This is a genomic window from Agrococcus sp. HG114, assembly GCF_024723325.1.
GTDB lineage: Bacteria > Actinomycetota > Actinomycetes > Actinomycetales > Microbacteriaceae > Agrococcus.
Window position 1 is genome coordinate 1 of record NZ_JANQCH010000006.1, and the last position, 14,165, is coordinate 14,165.

Sequence of the window (14,165 nt, forward strand, 5' to 3'; positions counted from 1 at the left end):
GGGTCGCGCCGGCGTCGACCCGGGCAAGCGCGCGCGCGACGGCTAGGCGGCGCTGCTCGCCGGGGCTGAGCTCGGGCACCGCCGCGTCCGAGACGTGCGAGAGCGCCAGCTCGGCGAGGGCGACCGCCGGGTCGGCGCCGTAGAGGGAGAGCTCCTCGCGCGGGGTCGCGGCGAAGGCGCGAGGGGCCTGCGGAGCCCAGCCCACCGCATCCGCCCCCGCCCCCGTCACGCGACCCGACACCGCCGCGTCGGCCGGCAGCGCGCCCGCGAGCGCGCCGAGCAGCGTTGACTTGCCCGCGCCCGAGGGGCCCGCGACCGACACGATCCCTGTCAGCTCGGCGGTGATGCCCGCGAGCGTCGGCACGTCGCGCCCCGCGTACTGCACCGTGAGGTCGTCGATGCGGATGCGGCGGGTCGCGCCCCGCGGGCCGGACCCGCTCGCGCGCTCCTCGGCATCGGCGGGGGAGGAGGCGACCGCGAGCAGCGACCCCCCGGTCGCGTCGTCGGCCGGCGCGCCGGCGTGGGACGCCGGCGCCCTCCGCACATCGCCGCGCGCCGGCCGGCGCAGGATCTCCTGCGCGCGGTCGAGGGCGGAGAGCCCGTCCTGCGACGCGTGGAACGCGGTGCCGACCTGGCGCAGCGCCGCGTACGCCTCGGGAGCGAGGATGAGCGCGACGAGGGCGGGCTCGAGCTCCATCGTGCCGTTCAGGAGCCGCAGGCCCAGGAACACGGCGACGATCGCGACCGAGATCGTCGCGACGAGCTCGAGCGCGAGCGCCGAGAGGAACGCCCAGCGGAGCGTCTCCTGCGTGCGCTCGCGGTAGCCGCGCTGCAGCTGCTCGAGCGCCGCCGCCTGCTCGTCGACGCGGCCGAGGCCGACGAGCACCGGCAGGCCGCGCGCGAGCTCGGCGAGGTGGTCGGCGAGGCGCGTGAGGGCGGTGAGCGCCTCGTCGGTGCGCTGCTGCGTGTGCTTGCCGATGAGCACCATGAAGAAGGGGATGAGCGGCACCGTGAGCACGATGATCGCGGCGCTCAGCCAGTCGGCGCCGAGCACGCGGACCCCGACGAGCAGCGGCACGACGGCGGCTGCGATCGTCGCGGGCAGCGACTGCACGTAGTAGTCGTCGAGGTCGTCGAGCCCGTCGGCCGCGAGCACCGCGGTGCCGCCGCCCGCGACGTCGCCCGCGGCGAGCTGCCGCCACAGCCGCCCGCGGATCGACCGCTTCACCTCGGTCGCGACCCGGCGCGCGACGACCGACGTCGCCCACTCGGCCCCTGCCCGCAGCAGCGCGCCCGCGATGCCGAGCACGACGATGAGCCGCGTGGTCTCGGCGGCGAGGTCGCCCGCCGCGAGCGCCGCGATGCCGCGCGCGATCGCCTCGGCGACGAGCACGAGGCCGGCGGCGCGGAGCGCGGCCATGAGCCCGAGCAGCACGACCGGCCCCTTCGGCACGGGCCCGAGCGCGGGGCGGCGGAAGCCGGGTGCGGATGCGCTGCGCTCGGCCTCGAGGACCCACGGGTCGACGCTCGCTCGCTCGCCGCTCGGGAGCTGCTGGGCGTCGGTCTCGCGGGCGGTCACCCCTCCATTCTCCCAGCCGCCCCGGCGCTGTTCGCCGTCGGAGGAGCCGTGCGGTGCCTGGCACGATTCGAGCGCCGGTCGCAGGGAAACGTCGTGTGGATTTGGCTACCCGCGACGTTTCCTCAGGAATCGCACAAGGGCCCCGGTTTCGCAGATCCGCCCCAGCGACCGCGACCTAGCCTCGCCACATGTCCCTCCCCAGCCGGCGCCCACGGTTCGCGCGCCCGCGCGACCGCGTGTTCCGCATCCTCGCGGTGTGCTCGGGCAACGTGTGCCGCTCGGCGCAGGCCGAGCAGCTGCTGCGGCTGCGGATCCCGCAGGCGTTCGGCCGCGCGGAGATCGAGGCGCTCGAGGTGACGAGCGCCGGCATCCGGGCGACCCCCGGCCAGCCGATGGACCCCAACGCGGCCGCCGAGGTGCGCCTGCTCGGCGTGACCGACAGCGACGAGCACCGCTCCCGCCGGCTGCAGCGCGGCCAGCTGCTGCAGGCCGACCTGATCCTCGGGCTCGCGCGCACGCACCGGCAGGCCGCGATCGCGCGCCGCCCCTCGACCGTCGACCGCGCGTTCACGCTCGTGGAGTTCACGATGCTCGTGGAGGCGCTCGCCGCTCGCCGCGATGGCGGGGGAGTCGAGCCGCTCGGGAAGGACGGCTTCGCCGCGTTCATGCGGGGCGTGGTGCGGGCTGCCGCGGATGCGCGGGCGACGACGCCGATGCCGGCGCTCGAGGTGCTGCTCGACATCCGCGACCCCTACCGCCACGGCGCCGAGGTCTACCGGCGCTCGGCCGACTCGATCGACCGGAACGTCGCGCGCTTGAGCCTCGCGCTCACGGCGCTCGCGAGCCGCGAGGCCGCCGAGCCCGAGCTGATCGTGCCGCGCCCGCGGCGACTCCGCGCGGCGGTCTGATGCGAACCCCGGGCGCGCCGCCGATCGCCCTGGGGGCCAGCCCCATTCCTCGGGCGCGCGGTGCGCGCCTACCGTCAGGGGACGCATCCGCCCGTGACCCAGGAGGCCAGCCGTGAGCACGCTCGAGTCGAAGCCGCCGAAGACGCCACCGCGGTGGTTCATCCGCGCCGCATGGGTCGTGCACCGCGCGCTCTACCGCGTCACGGGCGGCCGCTTCGGGCTGCGCACGCCCAGGCCCGGCACGTGGGGCATGCTGCGCCTGCACACGATCGGCCGCAGGAGCGGCGAGGAGCGCATCGCGATCCTCTCCTACTTCGAGGACGGCCCGAACCTCGTCACCATCGCGATGAACGGCTGGATGGAGGGCCACCCCGCGTGGCTGCTGAACCTGCGCGCGCACCCCGACGCATCCGTCGACCTGCAGGGCGAGCGGCGCGCGGTGCGGGCGCGCGAGGCGCAGGGCGCCGAGCGGCAGCGGTTGTGGGATGCGTACGGCCGGTTCCAGAGCGGACCGTCGCTCGACGAGTTCCAGCGCGCGCGGCCGCTCGCGGCGCCGATCGTCGTGCTCGAGCCGCGCTGACGCGACCGGCTCAGCCGGCCTTCGGCACGACGGTGAGCACGCGGCGCACGAAGTCGTCGTACGCCTGCATGTACGTCGTCAGGAACTCCTTCGTCGACTCGACGGTGATGGTGTCGTCGTCGTCGACGAGGCCCTCCTTGTACTGGATGTAGCCCTCGACGTCGTTCATGAGCGGGGCGTTGCAGAACGACATGATCGACTTCAGGTGCTGCTGGCCGACGGCGGTGCCGATGCCGCCGGGGGAGGCGCCGATGATGCCGACGGGCTTCCGTGAGAGCGCGTTCTCGCCGTAGGGGCGGGACGCCCAGTCGATCGCGTTCTTGAGCGCGCCGGGGATCGACCGGTTGTACTCGGGCGTGACGATCAGGATGCCGTCGGCCTCGCTGATCGCGCGCTTGAGCTCGACCGCCTCGGGCGGGAAGTCGCCGTCGCGGTCGTGGTCGTAGAGGTCGAGCTTGTCGATCTCGATGAAGGAGCACTGCAGGTCGTCGGGCGCGATCTTCATGAGCGCCTTCGCGAGGCGGCGGTTGATCGACGAGGCGGAGATGCTGCCGCAGATCACGCCGATCGTGTACGGGGGCTCGTGGTGGTATGTCTCAGCCATGCCGCCAGCATGCTCCGGTTGCGGCGACGCTGTCGAGGGTCCGATCCGCAGCTCGGGACGGTTTCCGCGATGAGCATGATGCCGTGCTCGGTGTGGTGAGCCTCAGGCTAGCGTCGGGCCTCGTCGCTCGCCTCGCTCGGCTCAGGGGATGAGCGGATCGATGGGGGAGTCGCCGCCGTTGCCCCCGCCGTTGCCGCCGCCGTTTCCGGGCGTCGTCGGCGTCGGCTCCGGAGCCGGCGCGGGGGCCGTGGTGGGCGCTGGCGCAGGCGCGGGCGCCGGTCGGGGCGGCGCTTGGGAGGGCGTCGTGCTGCTCTGCTCAGATTCGATCTCGCTCTGCCGGCCGAGGGAGGCGAGTGCGTGCGCGGTCAGCGCCTCGAGCGTCGAGACGGTGGCCGAGCCGCTTCGGTCCGCGCGCAGCGCGGCTGCGGCGGCCTCGAGGGGTTCCTGCGTCGCTCGGAGCCGGTTGACGTTGACGACGGCTTCCGAGCCCGCCAGCGTGGTGTCGGCCAGCTCGGCGACGGCCGCGTCGAATCGGTCGAGATGTGCGACATCGAGCGCATCCCCATCGTCGGGGAAGACCCGGGACTCGAGTTCCTCGACGACCGACTCCGTCAATGGCACCGGCGGCCGTGGCACCGCGGGGGAGGCCTGCTCGAGGCACGACGCGCGCACGTCTGCGACGCCCGAGTACTCCGCCGCGAGTGCCGCGTCGGCCTCGGTCGTGAAGCCCGCCGCGAACGCCTCGACCGCGGCGGCCCGGCCGCTCTCGAACGCTGCGCGATCCTCCGGCTCCATGATGAGCCAGGCGTCCTCGACCACGGTTGCGGCCTCGAGCGCTTCGGCGATGCGCTGCTCGAGCTCCACCGCCGTGACGGCTCGCACCGCGACCTCGCACGACTCCGCGAGTCGTCGTGCCTGCGACGCATCGATGGCTTCCGCCGCCGACCGGTAGCGCTGCTCGAGCTCTGCGCTGTGGCTCCCTGAGCCGCGTGCGGCGCCCTCCCGGGTGTCGTTCACCACGGTGACCGCCACGACCGAGCCGACAGCGAAGAGCGCGCTCGCACCGAGGCCGATGAGCGCCCAGGGGCGAGAGCCTTCGGCGAGCATGCGGGGCGCGTCCTTCCGGGGGCTGGACAGTCGACAGCCAGGGTAGCGGGCGCGCGCAGGGCCATCATCCGTTCGCGCAGCACCGCCGACCGCTGGCGTCGTGCCGCTTCGCTAGCGTGGGCGGGTGCTCAGTGGCGTGACCGCTCTGCGCCGCCCGTGGCCCGACCGCCGCGCTCGCGGCGTGCTGCCCCCCACCCGCCGCGCTGTCGCATCACCGAGCCATCGAGCCGACATCCAGGCGCTCCGGGCGGTCGCGGTGGCCGCTGTGGTGGTCTGGCACCTCGATGCCGAGTGGCTGCCGTCCGGCTTCGCGGGCGTGGACGTGTTCTTCGTGATCTCGGGCTACCTCATGACGCGCTCGCTCCTGCGCTCGGATCTCAGGTCTTCTGACCTGCTCGACTTCTGGGCGCGACGCTGCCGGCGCATCCTGCCTGCCGCCACGGTGGTCATCCTCGCCACCGTCGCTCTTGGGTGGTTCCTGCTGCCCGCGTCCGGCCGGGTGGCGCTGTCGACCCATGCGCTCTGGTCGTCGGTGTACCTCGAGAACTGGAGGCTGGCTCATGACGCGACCGACTACCTCGCGTCCCTAGAGCCGCCGTCCCCGTTCCAGCACTTCTGGTCGCTAGCGGTCGAGGAGCAGTTCTACCTGCTGTGGCCGGTGCTCCTCATGGCGGCCGCCGCGCTCGCGGCTCGTCTCGCCCAACCGCGCGTTCTCGTGGCGGCCATCGCAATCACCTCGGTGGTGGCGTCGTCGGCCCTGTGGTCGGTGCTGCTCGGATCGCATGATCCCGCTGGCTCCTACTTCGTCACCACGACTCGGCTCTGGCAGCTCGCCCTCGGTGGGCTGGTAGCAGTGCTGCCGGCGCTGCGCTCGGCGCACGCGGCCAGGGCCGTCTCCGCCGCAGGCGCCGTCGCGCTCGCGGCAGGGCTCGTGATGCTGCCGTCCGACCTGCCGTACCCCGGCTGGATCGCGTGGTGGCCGACGCTCGCCACAGCGCTCGTCGTCTGGGCCGCGTCGGCCGGCGAGCTCCCGGGTGTCGGCGCCATCATCCGGAGTCCCCTCGTGCAGCGGCTGGGCGACATCTCGTATTCGCTCTACCTCTGGCACTGGCCTGTCGCCGTGCTGCTGAACCCGTACCACCGGCCGATCGAGCTGCCCTCCGTCCACTCCCTCGTCGTGCTCGGCATCAGCCTCGCGTTGGCAGCGCTGACGTGGCGGTTCGTCGAGCAGCCGTTCCGTCAGACCACACCCGATCGGCCGTGGTCGTCGATGCGTGGCGGCTTGGTTCTTGCCTGCTGCTGCCTGTTCCTGGCGGTGGCGGTCAGCGGAGCAGGGCGACTCGTCGCGCCGTACGCACTGCAGCCTCAGGGTTACGAGGGCCCGCCCGACCAACTGCTCGGCGCGACGGCGATCCCCGCCGGCGCGACGGCGGCTGACATGCCGCTCGACGTGCCGGCGCGCTTCCTTCCGGCCCCGGCCGACATCGCCGCGGCGCTGCCGGAGAGCTACGGCGAGGGCTGCCATGCCGATGTCGCGACGGTCGTCCCGCGCGCGTGCGACTGGGGACGGGGTGACCGGGTGATCGCTGTCGTCGGCGACTCGCATGCGGCGCAATGGCTCCCGGCTGTGCAGCAGATCGGCGAATCCCGGGGTCTGCGCGTGGTCTCGCTGACGAAGTCGAACTGCCCTCTCACCGACTCGACGCCCGCGCTCGCCAGCGGTGGCGGCGCTTACCACCAGTGCAGTGCGTGGAACCGGGCCGTGATGGATCGGCTGCTGGAGGACCCGCCATCGCTCGTGCTGACGAGCAACGCAGACTTCGATCTCTGGATCGATGGCTCGGCAGTCGACGGCGCTGCGGATGAGACTGCCGTCGCTGCGGGCATGGCGTCTGCGTGGCGCGAGCTCGAGGATGCCGGCGTCGATGTGGTGGTGGTCCGAGACACACCCGCCCCGTCCTTCGCGATCGGAGCGTGCGTCGCGAACGAGGCGACTCGTCTCGAGCGATGCGCGATCGACCGGGCCCTGGCTCTGTCCGGAGCCGGGCGAGGGCAGCAGCTCGCCCTGCAGCGCGAGCCCCGCGCGACCGCGATCGACCTGAACGAGCACATCTGCGATGCCGACCGCTGCCCGGCCGTGATCGGCGGAGCGGTCGTGTACCGGGACCGCGGTCATCTGACGTCGACGTATGTGTCGACGCTCACAGGCGCGCTCGAGCAGGAGCTCGATCGGGTCGCACTGCTGCCCGCACGCTCCTGAGTCACGATCGCGGCTCCGGATAGCCTGGAGGCATGCCGCTACCGAGTCGAAGGAGCTCCTCCTCGTCGCCGAGCGCCGACGGAGTGTTCCGCGTGCTGACGGTGTGCTCGGGCAACCTCTGTCGCTCACCGCAGGCCGAGCAGCTGCTGCGCGCCCGCATCCCCGCCGCGTTCGGGCGCACCGAGATACCGGCTCTCGAGATCTCGAGCGCCGGGACGAAGGCGTTCGACGACGACCCGATGGACAGGCTCGCGGCGACCGAGGCGATGCGCCTCGGGATCGCGGAACCGCGCGCCCATCGTGCGCGCCGTCTGCGTGAACCTCACGTGGCGCAGGCTGACCTCGTCCTCGGCATGGGACGCGAGCATCGCGCGGCCGCCTCGAGCCTCGTGCCCTCGGCAGTTCGGCGCTCATTCACGCTCGTGGAGTTCGCGCGCATCCTCGAGGCGCTTGCGAACGGCAGTGTCGCCGCTTCGATCGCTCCGCTCGGCGCCGACGGTTTCGCGGCATTCATGCGGCGCGTCGTCGAAGCGGCAGTGACGGTGCGCGGGCTGATGCCCACCCCAGAAGCTCCTGATGCCCTCGATGTCGAGGACCCGTACCGGCTCGAGCCGGACGTCTATCGGCGCTCGGCCGATGCGGTCGACGCGCTGGTCGCCAGCATCGCGTCGGATCTCCGGGTGCTCGCCGACGGCCGCTGATGCGACTACGCCGGTGTGAAAGGATGCTTGCGGCGTGCCCGACCTTCTTGTCGCGCCGAGTCACGCACAGGGAGTGAAGTTGGAGCTGTCGGATTACATCCGCATCGTCAGGAAGTACTGGGTGCTCCTCGTCGCAGCCACGCTCGTCGGTGTCGGCATGGGCGCGATTGCCTCCCTGATGCAGAGGCCCGTGTACTCGGCGTCGACGCAGGTTTTCGTATCCCTTCAGGGCGGCGACACGACTGCTGAGCTCGCGCAGGGCAACACCTTCACGCTCTCGCGCGTCGCGACATATGCCAACCTCGTTGATTCGCAGCGCGTGCTCGACGGCGTGATTGAGTCGCTCGGCCTCGACGAGACGTTCTCGGCCCTCGACTCGCGCGTCAGCGCCACCACGGTGCCGGAGACCACGATCATCCAGATCACCGCGACGAGCAACGACCCGGCTGCGGCTGCGGCGCTCGCCGACGCCGCGGCTGCCAGCCTGTCGGAGACGGTCACGGCGATCGAGGCGCGACCTGATCAGACGAGCCCGGTGCAGCTCGCGGTCGTCGAACGCGCGTCGGTGCCGACATCGCCGATCAGCCCGCGCACGACCGTCAACATCGCCCTCGGTGCGCTGATCGCCCTCGGGCTCGCCGTGGGGTTCGCACTCCTCCGCGAGGTGCTCGACACTCGAATCCGCAACGAGCGCGACGTGCGCGCGGTGACTGCTGCCCCGATGCTCGGTGCGATCGCGTTCGACCCGAAGGCCAAGCAGCGGCCGCTCATCGTGCACGCCGACCCGCTGAGCCCGCGCTCCGAGCAGTTCCGCACGCTCCGTACGAACCTCCAGTTCATCGAGGTCGACGACGACTCACGCTCGATCGTTGTCACATCGGCGACGCCGGGTGAGGGCAAGAGCACGACGACGGCGAACCTGGCGCTCGCGATCGCGGACGCGGGGCAGACGGTCATCCTCATCGACGCCGATCTGCGGAAGCCCAAGGTCGCCGAGTACATGAACCTCGACGGAGGTGTCGGCCTGACCGATGTGCTCATCGGCCGCGCTGAGCTCGTCGACGCAGTGCAGCAGTGGGGCGCTAAGTCGCTCTACGTGCTGCCCGCTGGTCAGATCCCGCCGAACCCGTCCGAGCTCCTCGGATCCAAGGCCATGGCGACGCTCTTGAAGGAGCTGCAGGCAGAGTTCGACTGGGTGCTGTTCGACGCACCACCGCTGCTGCCGGTCACCGATGCGGCGGTGCTCTCGAAGCACGTTGAGAGCGTGGTGATCGTCGCATCGGCGGGCAAGGCGACGAAGCACCAGCTCGAGACGGCGGTGCAGCTGCTCAACACCGTCGACTCGGACGTCAGTGGCGTCGTGCTGACAATGGTGCCCACGCGCGGCGCCGATGCGTACGCCTACGGGCACTACGGCTACGGCCACTATGGCTACATGGAGCGCAAGCAGCAGGAGCAGAAGGCGAAGCGCTTCGCGCTGCCCAAGGTGCGCTAATGCGGGCGATGTTCGGCGATCGTGCGAACGGCCGCCGACTCGCGCTCGGGCTCATCGCCGTGGCCGTGCTGCTCGTCGTCGATGTGATCCTCGTCGCCGTCGCGCTTCGAGCGCATGACGTGCCGCCGTCGGCCCCGGGGCCGACCGGCACTCAGCAGCCCCTCCTGCCGTCGGGCTCCCCGACGTCCTCGGGGGCACCGTCGCCCGATGCGACAGCGGCGGCCGAACCGACGGGCACCCGACTGCTCAGCGCCATCTCGAGCACAGTCGCGTGGAGGGCCGAGCAGGGCGCGTGCGGGGTGCCGGGTTCGATCGAGCTGACGACGGACGGCGGCCAGACGTGGACACCAGCCGACCTCGAGCTCGAAGGACCGGTGCTCGCGCTCGAGCCGAACGCCGACGGCAGGCGAGGCATCGTCGTCATGGCGGATGCGGCGTGCGAGCCCGTCGTGCAGCGTACGTTCACCGGCGGGGTCGGGTGGGAGCTCGCGCCCGACCAGCGCCTCGGCAGCTACGTGGATGCGGACGGGACCGTGACGCTGGAAGGCGCCACTGTCGACGCTCCATGTCAGCAGCCGCAGGCCGTGACGGCGAGCGGGGGCGGAGTCGTGCTGTGCGACGGCGTCGCGCAGGCGCGCTCGAGCAGCGGTCGTTGGGTAGGCGTCGCGCAAGATGTGGCCGCGATCGGCTCCGCCGAGGGAGGCGTCGCCGTCGTGCTGAGGAACGCCGAGGGCTGCGATGGGATGGCTGTCGGGATCATCCGCGCCGGTGCGCTGCAGTCGGCCTGCACGGCCATCCCCGCCGACGCTTCCGTCGCGCTGAGCGCGGGCGCGCCGGGCGACCTCTGGGTGTGGGTAGGGGACGCGCTCGAGATCGTCGAGCTCTGAGCGCGCCCACCCGGACCGTGACTCAGTCCGTCGCCTGGCCCTTGCCGAGCACGATCCGCGGCGTGCCCTTCCAGAGGGCAGCGTCCGAGACGTTCCGACCGTCGACCAGGAGCTTGACGCCCGGGAGATCCCGCGCCGCAAGTGTGCGGTAGTCGGCGTGGTCGGTCTGGATGATCGCGAGATCGACTTCCTCGCCCGCTGCATAGGCCTCGAATCCGAGGTGTGCGAGCTCGTCATCGGAGTAGAGCGGATCGTGCACCTTCACCGAGGCACCTACGTTGCGCAGCGCTTCGGCGGTGGCGAAGACGCCCGAGAACGCCGTCTCCTTGACCCCGCCGCGATAGGCCGCGCCGAGCACGACGGCGCGCATGCCCTCCAGCCCCCCGAGGGTCGAGGCGGCGCGGGCGACGAGCCGCTCAGGCATCGAGGCGTTGAACTTGCGGGCGGTGCGCACGATCTCGGCGTCCGCGTCGGTCGAGAGGTACAGCCGGGGGTACACGGGGATGCAGTGGCCGCCGACCGCGATTCCGGGCCGGTGGATGTGGCTGTAGGGCTGCGAGTTGCAGGCCTCGATCACCTGGTACACGTCGACGCCGATCGAGTCGGCGTAGACCGCGAACTGGTTCGCGAGGCCGATGTTGACATCCCGATACGTCGTCTCGGCCAGCTTCGCCATCTCGGCGGCCTCCGCGCTGCCGAGGTCCCAGACGCCGTTCGGGCGCGCGAGGTCGGCTCGCTCGTCGAATGACAGCACCGCCTCGTAGAACTCGCGTGCCCGCTCCGCGCCGGCGGGGGAGAGTCCGCCGATCAGCTTGGGGTAGCGGCGCAGGTCCTGGAAGACCCGGCCGGTGAGCACCCGCTCAGGAGAGAACACGAGGTGGAAGTCCTCACCCTCGGTCAGGCCGGAGATCCGCTCGATCATCGGCTTCCACCGCGAACGAGTCGTGCCGACCGGCAGGGTCGTCTCGTAGGAGATGAGCGTGCCGGGCGTGAGGTGCTGAGCGAGTGAGGTCGTTGCGGCGTCCATCCACGCGAAGTCCGGCTCCCACGAGGCGTCGTCGACGAACAGTGGCACCACCAGCACGATCGCATCGGCTCCGGGGACCCCGTCCGCATAGTCGGTCGTCGCTCGCAGACGTCCTGCAGCGACGGCGTCCGACAGCTTCTCCTGCAGCTGCGCCTCACCGGGGAACGGCTCCCGACCAGCATTGATCAGCTCGACGGCGCGCTCGTTGATGTCGATGCCGACGACCTCGTGCCCTGCGTCGGCGAACTGGACGGCGAGCGGGAGACCGATCTTCCCGAGGGCGATGACTGCGATGCGCATGCTTCTTCTGCTTCTCCCGTTTCGGTTCACTGCTGCTGGATGCGGACGGTCTCGCCGGTGCGAGCAGACTCGAGCGCAGCCTCGACGATCTCGAGCGTGTGGAGACCCTGCTCCATCGTGACAACGTCGCTCTCGAGGCCGAGCACCGCGTCCCGGAACGCCTCGTGCTCGACGCGCAACGGCTCGCGCTTCGGGAAGGCGAAGCGAGTGATGTCGCCCTCCGAGACGCCGCGGAACGATGAGATCGACTCCCACTCGACGTCTACGGTGCCGTTCGCGTAGAAGGTGAGATCACCCGCCATGGTGTCCGCGACGAAGGTCCCCTTCTCGCCGGTCACCGTAGTCAGTCGCTCCTTCATCGGGCTGAGCCAGTTGACCACGTGGTTGACGTTCACGCCGTTCTCGAGCTTGCCGGTGACCAGCACCATGTCCTCGTGCGGGCGCCCCGACTTCATCGCGGTCTGACCCGAGACACGCGCATACGAGCTGCCGGCGATCCAAGCGGTCAGGTCGATGTCGTGGGAGGCGAGATCCTTCCCGACTCCGACGTCGGCGATGCGCGCGGGAAACGGCCCTTGCCGTCGGGTTGCGATCTGGTAGACCGCGCCGAGCTCGTCGCCTTGAATGCGCTTGCGCAGCTGCTGGAGGGCAGGATTGAAGCGCTCGATGTGGCCGACCGCGCCGACGAGGCCCTTGGCGGCGAACGCATCGCGCATCCGCACACCTGCTTGGACGGAGTGCGCGATCGGCTTCTCGACGAGCGCGTGGACGCCGGCGTCGGCCAGTCGGAGCGCGACCTCCTCATGGAACTGGGTGGGCACCGCGACGACCGCCATGTCGACGCCCGTCTCGATGAGGTCGTCCACTCCTTCGAGCACGGGGAGACCGCTCGCGGCGCCATGCGGATCGCCCATCGCGTCAGCGACAGCGACGAGCTCGACGCCGTCGAGGTCGCGCAGCACGCGCGCGTGATGCCTGCCCATCATGCCGAGCCCGATCAAGCCCGCCCGCAGCGCTGCCATCAGGCGCCTGCCTTCGCGACGGCGTTCACGGCCTCGATGATCCGGTCGAGGTCGCCGTCGGTGAGCGAGGGATGCACCGGGATCGAGAGGACGGTGGCTGCGGCCGCTTCGGTGTTCGGCAGGTCCAGTCCGGGAGCGAAGGGCGCGAGCGACTCGAGACGGTGGTTGGGGATCGGGTAGTAGACGCCGTTGCCGATCCCGTGCTCCTCGCGGAGCGCCCGCGAGAAGCCGTCGCGGTCGTTCTCCACCCGAATCGTGTACTGGTGGTAGACGTGAGTCGCGCCGTCGGCGACCACCGGGGTCTGCACCCCTCGGAGCTCACGGTCGAGGCGGGCGGCATTGGCCTGTCGCTGAGCAGTCCAGCCGCTCAGCTTCGTCAGCTGCGCTCGCCCGATCGCGGCGTGGATGTCGGTCATCCGGGCGTTGAACCCGATCACCTCGTTGGCGTACTGGCGTTCCATGCCCTGATTGCGGAGCAGGCGAACAGCTCGCGCCATCGCCTGATCCTCGACCACCACCATGCCGCCTTCGCCGCTGGTCATGTTCTTCGTGGGGTAAAGGCTGAACATCGCGAAGCGGCCGAAGGTCCCGACCTGCGCACCGTCGAGCTGGGCGCCGTGCGCCTGGGCTGCGTCCTCGAAGATCACGAGCGCGTGGCGGTCGGCGACGGCTCGCAGCTCGCGCATCCGAGCCGGGTGCCCGTAGAGGTGCACAGGCATGATTGCCTTCGTCCGCGGAGTGATCGCTGCTTCGACGGCTGCCGGGTCGAGGGTGAACGTGTCGAGCTCGATGTCGGCGAAGACCGGCGTCGCGCCGGTAAGCGCCACGGAGTTGCCCGTCGCGGCGAAGGTGAACGAGGGCACGATCACTTCATCGCCCGAGCCGATGCCGGCAGCGAGAAGGCCGAGATGAAGCCCTGCAGTGCCGGAGTTGACCGCGACGGCGGTGCGGCCGCCCGCGAGCTGAGCGCCGAACTCCTCCTCGAAGGCGGCGACCTCCGGGCCCTGCGCGACCATGCCTGAGCGCAGCACTCGGTCGACCGCGGCCCGCTCCTCGTCGCCGATGATCGGCTTGGCGGCGGGGATCAGTTCAGGCACGTGCCAAAGCTCCTTCGTTCTCGAGGAATTCATCGCCCGTCACCGGGCAGACGAAGCGATCGCCTCGGGCCTCGAGCCTCCGTCCTGCGGGACCGACCCAGCCAATCTGGCGGGCCGGCACGCCTGCCACGAGCGCGTAAGCCGGCACGTCGCGGATGACAACGGCGCCCGCAGCAATGGTCGCCCATTCGCCAATGGTGACTGGTGCCACGCAGACCGCGCGGGCCCCAATCGCCGCTCCGCGCCTGATGATGACTCCCACCGCCTCCCAGTCATCGGCGGACTTGACGGAACCGTCTTCGTTGATGGCGCGCGGATGCAAGTCGTTCGTGAGCACGGCCGAGGGGCCGATGAATACTCCGTCCTCGAGTGTCGCGGGTTCATATACGAGAGCCAGGTTCTGGATCTTGCAACGATCCCCGACCACAACGCCGGTGCCCACGTAGGCGCCGCGACCGATCGTGCACTGTTCGCCGATCACGGCGTACTCACGAACCTGCGCCAGATGCCAGACGATGGTCCCGGAGCCGACGCTGGCCCTCTCGTCGACATCCGCGGTGGGCAAGAATCTGGCCTGTACTGGAACGCTCATCGCGTC

13 protein-coding genes are annotated in these 14,165 nt (G+C 71.1%); 6 read left to right on the forward strand and 7 right to left on the reverse strand.

Features of this window, described 5'->3' with window-relative positions; genetic code table 11:
* A partial coding sequence (locus tag NWP09_RS01555; protein WP_258273786.1) for an ABC transporter transmembrane domain-containing protein occupies window positions 1–1,579 on the reverse strand: 1,579 nt, incomplete at its 3' end.
* A gap of 188 nt (window positions 1,580–1,767) precedes the next feature.
* Between NWP09_RS01555 and NWP09_RS01560 the strand changes: the two genes are divergently transcribed.
* Window positions 1,768–2,487 (forward strand): low molecular weight phosphatase family protein, encoded by a 720-nt coding sequence (locus NWP09_RS01560; RefSeq protein ID WP_258273787.1) that lies wholly within the window; start codon window positions 1,768–1,770, stop codon window positions 2,485–2,487.
* 112 nt (window positions 2,488–2,599) lie between these two features.
* Window positions 2,600–3,067, forward strand: a complete 468-nt coding sequence (locus NWP09_RS01565; RefSeq protein WP_258273788.1) for a nitroreductase family deazaflavin-dependent oxidoreductase — start codon at window positions 2,600–2,602, stop codon at window positions 3,065–3,067.
* Between the two features lie 10 nt (window positions 3,068–3,077).
* Here the strand turns inward: NWP09_RS01565 and NWP09_RS01570 are convergent, their stop codons facing one another.
* Together NWP09_RS01570 and NWP09_RS01575 are read right to left on the reverse strand one after the other, a co-directional pair.
* On the reverse strand, window positions 3,078–3,671 hold the full coding sequence (locus NWP09_RS01570; RefSeq protein WP_258273789.1) for an NADPH-dependent FMN reductase: 594 nt from the start codon (window positions 3,669–3,671) through the stop codon (window positions 3,078–3,080).
* 141 nt (window positions 3,672–3,812) lie between these two features.
* A complete protein-coding gene (locus NWP09_RS01575; RefSeq protein ID WP_258273790.1) occupies window positions 3,813–4,778 on the reverse strand; it encodes a hypothetical protein in 966 nt (321 codons plus the stop codon).
* A gap of 124 nt (window positions 4,779–4,902) precedes the next feature.
* Here NWP09_RS01575 and NWP09_RS01580 point away from each other — a divergent pair, with 124 nt between their 5' ends.
* The 4 genes from NWP09_RS01580 to NWP09_RS01595 all read left to right on the forward strand — a co-directional run bounded on the left by NWP09_RS01580 (window position 4,903) and on the right by NWP09_RS01595 (window position 10,121).
* Complete coding sequence (locus tag NWP09_RS01580; protein WP_258273791.1) at window positions 4,903–7,038, forward strand: acyltransferase family protein; 2,136 nt, start codon at window positions 4,903–4,905, stop codon at window positions 7,036–7,038.
* 83 nt (window positions 7,039–7,121) lie between these two features.
* Window positions 7,122–7,739 carry a low molecular weight phosphatase family protein gene (locus NWP09_RS01585; RefSeq protein WP_258273792.1) on the forward strand — a complete coding sequence of 206 codons (618 nt, stop codon included), beginning with the start codon at window positions 7,122–7,124 and terminating at the stop codon, window positions 7,737–7,739.
* 79 nt (window positions 7,740–7,818) lie between these two features.
* Window positions 7,819–9,234 (forward strand): polysaccharide biosynthesis tyrosine autokinase, encoded by a 1,416-nt coding sequence (locus tag NWP09_RS01590; RefSeq protein ID WP_258273793.1) that lies wholly within the window; start codon window positions 7,819–7,821, stop codon window positions 9,232–9,234.
* Window positions 9,234–10,121, forward strand: coding sequence for a hypothetical protein (locus tag NWP09_RS01595; RefSeq protein WP_258273794.1), 888 nt, complete (start codon window positions 9,234–9,236; stop codon window positions 10,119–10,121). The genes NWP09_RS01590 and NWP09_RS01595 overlap by 1 nt, the downstream gene beginning before the upstream one ends.
* Window positions 10,122–10,143: 22 nt before the next feature.
* Here the strand turns inward: NWP09_RS01595 and NWP09_RS01600 are convergent, their stop codons facing one another.
* The 4 genes from NWP09_RS01600 to NWP09_RS01615 are packed head-to-tail and all read right to left on the reverse strand — an operon-like array spanning window position 10,144 to window position 14,159.
* The gene (locus tag NWP09_RS01600) at window positions 10,144–11,448 is read right to left on the reverse strand and encodes a nucleotide sugar dehydrogenase (protein ID WP_258273795.1); all 1,305 of its coding nucleotides are present in this window, start codon (window positions 11,446–11,448) and stop codon (window positions 10,144–10,146) included.
* A 26-nt stretch (window positions 11,449–11,474) separates the two neighbouring features.
* Window positions 11,475–12,470: a Gfo/Idh/MocA family protein gene (locus tag NWP09_RS01605; protein WP_258273796.1), complete on the reverse strand. Its 996-nt coding sequence runs from the start codon at window positions 12,468–12,470 to the stop codon at window positions 11,475–11,477.
* Window positions 12,470–13,600: a DegT/DnrJ/EryC1/StrS aminotransferase family protein gene (locus NWP09_RS01610; RefSeq protein ID WP_258273797.1), complete on the reverse strand. Its 1,131-nt coding sequence runs from the start codon at window positions 13,598–13,600 to the stop codon at window positions 12,470–12,472. Before NWP09_RS01610 ends, NWP09_RS01605 begins: the two co-directional genes overlap by 1 nt.
* Complete coding sequence (locus NWP09_RS01615) at window positions 13,560–14,159, reverse strand: acyltransferase (protein WP_258273798.1); 600 nt, start codon at window positions 14,157–14,159, stop codon at window positions 13,560–13,562. Before NWP09_RS01615 ends, NWP09_RS01610 begins: the two co-directional genes overlap by 41 nt.
* Window positions 14,160–14,165: the final 6 nt, after the last annotated feature.

What these genes read in the sequence shown, in the direction of transcription:
- NWP09_RS01560 (WP_258273787.1), top strand. Translation starts at nt 1,768, where the DNA reads ATGTCCCTCCCCAGCCGGCGCCCACGGTTCGCGCGCCCGCGCGACCGC.
- NWP09_RS01570 (WP_258273789.1), bottom strand. Translation starts at nt 3,671, where the DNA reads ATGGCTGAGACATACCACCACGAGCCCCCGTACACGATCGGCGTGATC.
- NWP09_RS01575 (WP_258273790.1), bottom strand. Translation starts at nt 4,778, where the DNA reads ATGCTCGCCGAAGGCTCTCGCCCCTGGGCGCTCATCGGCCTCGGTGCG.
- NWP09_RS01595 (WP_258273794.1), top strand. Translation starts at nt 9,234, where the DNA reads ATGCGGGCGATGTTCGGCGATCGTGCGAACGGCCGCCGACTCGCGCTC.
- NWP09_RS01600 (WP_258273795.1), bottom strand. Translation starts at nt 11,448, where the DNA reads ATGCGCATCGCAGTCATCGCCCTCGGGAAGATCGGTCTCCCGCTCGCC.
- NWP09_RS01605 (WP_258273796.1), bottom strand. Translation starts at nt 12,470, where the DNA reads ATGGCAGCGCTGCGGGCGGGCTTGATCGGGCTCGGCATGATGGGCAGG.
- NWP09_RS01610 (WP_258273797.1), bottom strand. Translation starts at nt 13,600, where the DNA reads ATGAATTCCTCGAGAACGAAGGAGCTTTGGCACGTGCCTGAACTGATC.
- NWP09_RS01615 (WP_258273798.1), bottom strand. Translation starts at nt 14,159, where the DNA reads ATGAGCGTTCCAGTACAGGCCAGATTCTTGCCCACCGCGGATGTCGAC.